The following is a 5,106-nucleotide window of genomic DNA, read 5'->3' on the forward strand; positions in this document are numbered from 1 at the left end:
ACAAGACACCATGCACTATGGAAAAGGGCGCCAGCTAAAGGTGTGCCAGTTGTGGGTTTGTCTAATAATCAAGGTGGGGGTAGATTTTTAAACTATGGTGAGGGGAAAGCATGTGTACAGACCGAAACGGGTGTTCGCCTCGGCCCTGGAGTTAGCCCCAAAACCTCAAGAAAAGGAGGGAAAGAAAGAGGGGAAGGCCCCCTACTTATCCTGATGACCTCTATCTTGCCCTCCTTATCCTGCGTTCTTACTACAATTTGGACCTACCGGGAAACAGAGGCCTTCTTCCGCGACCTTTTCCCGGAGAAGCCCTGCCCAAGCTTCCAAGCCCTGCACTGGTACATGCGCAAAAAGCTCAAGGAGGAAGAGCTCACAAAGCTCTTGGAGCTTTTAAAGGAGCGTCTTGGCCCTTTTCTTGAGAAAAACTCCCTCCTCATCCTGGACAGCACAGGGATCGCCCAGCGGGGCAAGACCCAGGAACTCCGATGGATGCGGGGAAGATTTCCGAGGGTCGTACAGGGACATGCCAGGCTCTGCCTGACTATACGCTACCTTAAAGAGCCCAGGCTTCTCCTTCCCGTGGGGATGAGCGTGGGCGAGGGCTATGCTCCTGATCCTCTCCTTGGGGCTAAGGCTCTAAGCAGTGCTAATCCCGGCGGTGTTCTACTCGCTGATGCTGGCTTCGATTCTGGGAAGGTGTACGAGGAAGCGGAAGGAAAATTCATCCCGATGATCCAGCTCAAGGGTGGTGGCCAGGTGAAGGATCCAAAACGGAAGGAGGCGCGGAAGACTTTTCGTCCTGAGGTTTATCGGCTGCGGGCTGTGGGTGAGGGGGTATTCGGGGCCATAAAAACCAGGCTCAATGGGAGGCTCAGGAACCTTAAGCTTTCGTGCACCCAAAAAGAGAGCCTCCTCCTTGTGGTGTGTTATGTGCTGCGAGTTCTTCTTGCCTTTTTATGTTTTCTTTTGGGCATTCAGAGGTTACGAGGTCGAGAGAGGGTACATTGGGCGGTTCATAACGCGGCCTGGGCACCTCGTTGACTTTGGCGGACAGCCCTTGGGCGAATGTCCTTTGTTAGACAGGCCCAGACCTTGGCCCGGGAAATTTGTCGCGCAGCTTTTCCCGCTCCCACGGTCCCCTTCTCCGAAGCATTGTTACCGCAGCAGCGAACGAAAGCAGCCGCTGCCGGCCCAAAGGTGTGCCAGTCCGTTGGGCCAACCACCTCTATGTACCTGCGGTAAGGGACTGGCTGAAGCAAAACCTCGTAAGGAGAAATTTTCATCAACCGGAATCATGCCCTCCAGCTCAACCTTCGTTATTTCCGCAGCAGTGTTGTACTATCGAAATGCTGCGCCAATGGGCAAAAGGTGAAAAGCCCTAGCCGCTGAAACCATGAAATATCTGTCCTTCTGTGTAATTCGAGTCATTCATGGTGGTCTTGCTCAACTTATTGACCAATAAAATTTCGCTTTTGTGCTAGGAACCACGTGAAAGGCTTTTCATGCCGCCATGACCAGCGCTTTTGCTCCAGAAGGTGCCGGAAGGGGTGCCCTTGCTTGCGCCGGTTCAAGGGAGCACCACCGACCTTCGGCTCGAACAAAAGTGGGTAGCCGGGAAGATACCCGTTCTAAAAAATCCTCCGCTCGCGGATCTTTGCGCAGAATAGGGGCGTAAGACAGTCAAATCCTCTGGGCCCGCCTGGAGTCGAACCAGGGACCTCACGCTTATCAGGCGTGCGCTCTAACCACCTGAGCTACGGACCCGTGCGGATTGATCAGAAACACTGTTCAGATCGCATTTTACTAGACTCCCTGCCCTTCCGAGGAGCCACGCTTTTCCCTGCCAAAATCAGGGAGGCGTGCGAACATGGAAATTCTGACGTTCGGCCAGGCAGTCGAGGCGTTCCAGGTATATTGTCGCAGTAAGGGCTTAGCTCGAAGGACTTTGGAGATTTACGGTGAGGCACTCGCCCAGCTCCAAGCTTTCTTAGGAGGGCCAACGGCACCCTTGCCCTCGAGCCAGCAGCTCCGTACGTTCACCGTTCAATTGCTCGACCGAGGCCTAGCAGTAACCACTGTTAACATCCGCCTGAGAGCCATCCGAGCCTTTTTCAACTTCCTCGTACGGGACGGCCTCCTTGAGGAAAGCCCGATGAAGAATGTCCCTATTCCCAAAGTTCCAAGCCAGTTCCCTCGGGTTCTAACGCCGGAGCAAGTTGTGGCCCTCTTAAGAGCCTGCGATCACTCTACTTGGACTGGGATTAGAAATCGGGCCATCGTCCTCTCTTTTGTAGACACGGGCCTGCGGTTAGAAGAGCTGATCGGCCTGGATGTTGGGGATGTGGATCTCATTGGCCATCGGATTCGGGTCCGACATGCAAAGGGCGGGAAAGAGCGCTTTGTATACTTCGGTTCGACAACCGCCCGGGCCTTGCGTAAGTGGACAAAAGTCCGGGGATACGCTCCTGCCCATGCGCCGTTCTTTGTGACCCGTGACGGAGCCAGGTTAACCCGGAGAAACGTTCAGCGCATCTTGGAAAGGCTTGCTAAAAAGGCAGGACTAGATGGGGTTAAGGTGAGTCCGCACCGCCTCCGCCACACCGCAGCCACACTGTTCGTTGCCTTCGGAGGACCACTACCAGCCCTAAAAGAACTCCTCGGCCATAGCAGCCTCCGGACCACAGAGATTTATCTTCACATGGCCGGAAGTCTTCGGGAAATCCAAGCGATGGCAAGTCCAGCAGATAGATTGCTAGGAGGATAGCCGTCAATGGAGGCAGCAATGCCGCATGTCATGGTTCGAGAATCCCCCGCCCAGAGCTGCTTCAGGGTCCCGGATCAGCCTTGGGGAACTTCATGAGGGCTGCGTTTACGAGCCCCTGAATCGTGAGGCGCAGCCGCTCGCGTTCCTCGGGGGTCATCGGCAGTCTAGGACTACCAATAGCGGCACTCCCCGACCACAACCTCAACCCAGGCGATCTCGTCCGGCCACTCTGTGGGGCAGCGGATAACGAATCGCCACACCTCCCGGGATTCGAGATTATCAGTCCACGCACTCGCCTTCCCTATCAATGCGCCGTCAGCGTCGTAGACTTTTACCCAGACCGAAGCGCGGGTAAGTCTGCGAGGACTTATGTTCTGCGCCCGCCCTTCCACCTGCAGGCGTCCCGTCGGTTCCAGCCAATAGCGATACTCAAGAATCTGCAGGGCAGGTGGGTCGACTCTGATGGTTTTTGTCCCCGAGGCCGTTGCCCCGCTATCGTGAGTGACCGTGAGTGTGGCTACGTAGGTGCCCGGCGTCTCGTAGATGTGAAGGACAGAAGGTCCTATGGCATCATTCCCATCTCCAAAGTCCCATTCGAACCGGATGATCTCGCCCCCCGCAAAGCCTACACCGGCCCGGAACTGCACCCAAAGCGGGGCGGGTCCCTCTGGAGGCTCGGCGATGATCCAAACTCGAAGGTTTGGGTATGGGGCGCACCCAGACAAGAGAAGCCCTAACCACACCAGGACCATCACCGGCACAGCCTTTCGGAACATCCTGGCCTCCTTGTGTCAGGAAGCGCCCTCATTGTAGCGCCCGGAGGGGCAGGTATCTTGGGGTGGCCAGGCTGCGGAGGGCAACCGTGGCCCCTGAGCCGGCTCACTCGCCCGGTTCGGGACCTTCCCCGCCGGTTCCCACGTCCGCAAGGTCCGCCCCACAACCGGGGCAAGCCCACGGGCCAACGCTGGCCGCGCTGGAGCGGCACCGCAGTTCGAGCGCGTCTTTTCAGGGCACCTCCTCTTTGCAACTTCGTCACGGTGGTGGGGAGCGCGAAACCCCCGGACGTTCACGGCTTGCGGGCCCTTCTCGCCCCAGGCCACCTCGAACTCCACCCTCTGTCCCGCGGTAAGGGCCTTCTTTCCCTGGACCTCGTCATACTAGAACGGTAATGGCTGGGCGGTGACCAGCCTTGGTTTTGACACGGTGGAGCAATCCGCATATGCTGCAAGTTAGGTGAGTTGCTATGGTTAAGAGAGTCTTGCGGATAGCCGGATTGGTAAGCGGTCTTGGAGTATTACTCATGGGCCTCGTAAGCTGTCAAACTCAAGTGCCTCACACGGTATCAACACCCGACACACCTTCCGGACCATCCACCGGCCAAGTAGGTGAGATCCTCTCTTTTACGACGGGAGGGGCTAGCTGTAGCCAAGGCCACCCGCTAGAGTATCGATTTGATTGGGGGGATGGAACTTATTCCTCCTGGAGCTCCACTCCTACGGCCAGTCACTCCTGGACCGCAGCGGGCACTTATCAGGTTAAGGCCCAGGCGCGCTGTTCCTTGGACCGCTCGGTTGTCAGCTCCTGGTCGTCTGGCAAGTCTGTAACCATAGCCGCGGCCTCAAAGCTCCAGATTCTGAACTGGCAACTATTGCCCTACGATAATCCGTTCATGCCCTGGGTCATTCGGGGATATGCTAAAAACGTGAGCGGTAAGACACTGCGCTATGCAGAAGTCCGAGGACAGTTCTACGATGCTAACAACGTGCTCCTGTGTACGTGGCTTGACAATGTTACCGACCTTGCTCCAGATATCGTTTGGGAGTTCAATATTTACTGCATATGCACTGATGTTTGCAACCGAGTCCATCACGCTACAGTGACTGTAGGCTTTTGCTGGTGAAGCAGGGGAGTTTTGCAAGGTGGTGATAGATAAGGTAGGGCAAGCACAGGTGGGGCCTGCGCCTCAGGGGCGCACCCCCCGCCTGATCCCAGAAGTCATACTCACGGCTTGACCAGCAACAGCAGGGCCACTAGCAGCAATAAGAGGCTAATCCACAGCAAGGACCAGTCCCTCTCCAAGTAGACTTTTTGCTCGCCGGTCTGTGTGATCTCCTGGCTCCAGGAGTTTGCCTTGTAGCCGCTTCCGGAGACCGTGAATTGCCAAGTGCCGGCCGCGCCCTTGATTATCACAAATCCGTTCGCGCCGGTGGTGTCGCGGAAGGTGTTGCCGGCGGCTTCTTTGCACTCTACCTTCGCATCAGAAATCACTTGCCCTTGAGGACTGTACACGTAGAGAAACACGGTCACCGTTTTCGGGCCACTTATACGCCAGGACCAGGAAG

The 5,106-nt window shown here is 56.5% G+C and carries 5 protein-coding genes, 1 tRNA gene and 1 pseudogene; 3 read left to right on the plus strand and 4 right to left on the minus strand.

The features are described from left to right. Positions 1-1,041 (plus strand): transposase (locus tag ACP5PX_RS07215; RefSeq protein WP_428085295.1); only part of this gene is annotated, 1,041 nt, incomplete at its 5' end. Positions 1,042-1,690: 649 nt separating this feature from the next. Here ACP5PX_RS07215 and ACP5PX_RS07220 read toward each other — a convergent pair. After that, positions 1,691-1,764: transfer RNA gene (locus ACP5PX_RS07220), tRNA-Ile, on the minus strand. 103 nt (positions 1,765-1,867) lie between these two features. On the opposite strand from ACP5PX_RS07220, the gene ACP5PX_RS07225 reads away from it, so the two are divergent. Next, positions 1,868-2,764 (plus strand): tyrosine-type recombinase/integrase, encoded by an 897-nt coding sequence (locus ACP5PX_RS07225; RefSeq protein WP_428085296.1) that lies wholly within the window; start codon positions 1,868-1,870, stop codon positions 2,762-2,764. Between the two features lie 170 nt (positions 2,765-2,934). Here ACP5PX_RS07225 and ACP5PX_RS07230 read toward each other — a convergent pair whose 3' ends face one another. Both ACP5PX_RS07230 and ACP5PX_RS07235 read right to left on the minus strand, forming a co-directional pair. Then, a complete protein-coding gene (locus ACP5PX_RS07230; protein ID WP_428085297.1) occupies positions 2,935-3,540 on the minus strand; it encodes a PKD domain-containing protein in 606 nt (201 codons plus the stop codon). A gap of 282 nt (positions 3,541-3,822) precedes the next feature. Further along, positions 3,823-3,915: pseudogene (locus ACP5PX_RS07235) on the minus strand (cold-shock protein); the annotation flags it as partial. Between the two features lie 149 nt (positions 3,916-4,064). Here ACP5PX_RS07235 and ACP5PX_RS07240 point away from each other — a divergent pair. Further along, positions 4,065-4,664 carry an FxLYD domain-containing protein gene (locus ACP5PX_RS07240; protein WP_428085299.1) on the plus strand — a complete coding sequence of 200 codons (600 nt, stop codon included), beginning with the start codon at positions 4,065-4,067 and terminating at the stop codon, positions 4,662-4,664. A 101-nt stretch (positions 4,665-4,765) separates the two neighbouring features. Here the strand turns inward: ACP5PX_RS07240 and ACP5PX_RS07245 are convergent. Continuing rightward, positions 4,766-5,106 (minus strand): carboxypeptidase-like regulatory domain-containing protein (locus tag ACP5PX_RS07245; RefSeq protein WP_428085298.1); only part of this gene is annotated, 341 nt, incomplete at its 5' end.

The sequence above is a fragment of the Hadarchaeum sp. (SeqCode) genome (genome assembly GCF_049969415.1).
GTDB lineage: Archaea > Hadarchaeota > Hadarchaeia > Hadarchaeales > Hadarchaeaceae > Hadarchaeum.

Excerpts from the sequence above, each read along its gene's own strand:
- ACP5PX_RS07225 (WP_428085296.1), top strand. The coding sequence starts at position 1,868 with ATGGAAATTCTGACGTTCGGCCAGGCAGTCGAGGCGTTCCAGGTATAT.
- ACP5PX_RS07230 (WP_428085297.1), bottom strand. The coding sequence starts at position 3,540 with ATGTTCCGAAAGGCTGTGCCGGTGATGGTCCTGGTGTGGTTAGGGCTT.
- ACP5PX_RS07240 (WP_428085299.1), top strand. The coding sequence starts at position 4,065 with ATGGGCCTCGTAAGCTGTCAAACTCAAGTGCCTCACACGGTATCAACA.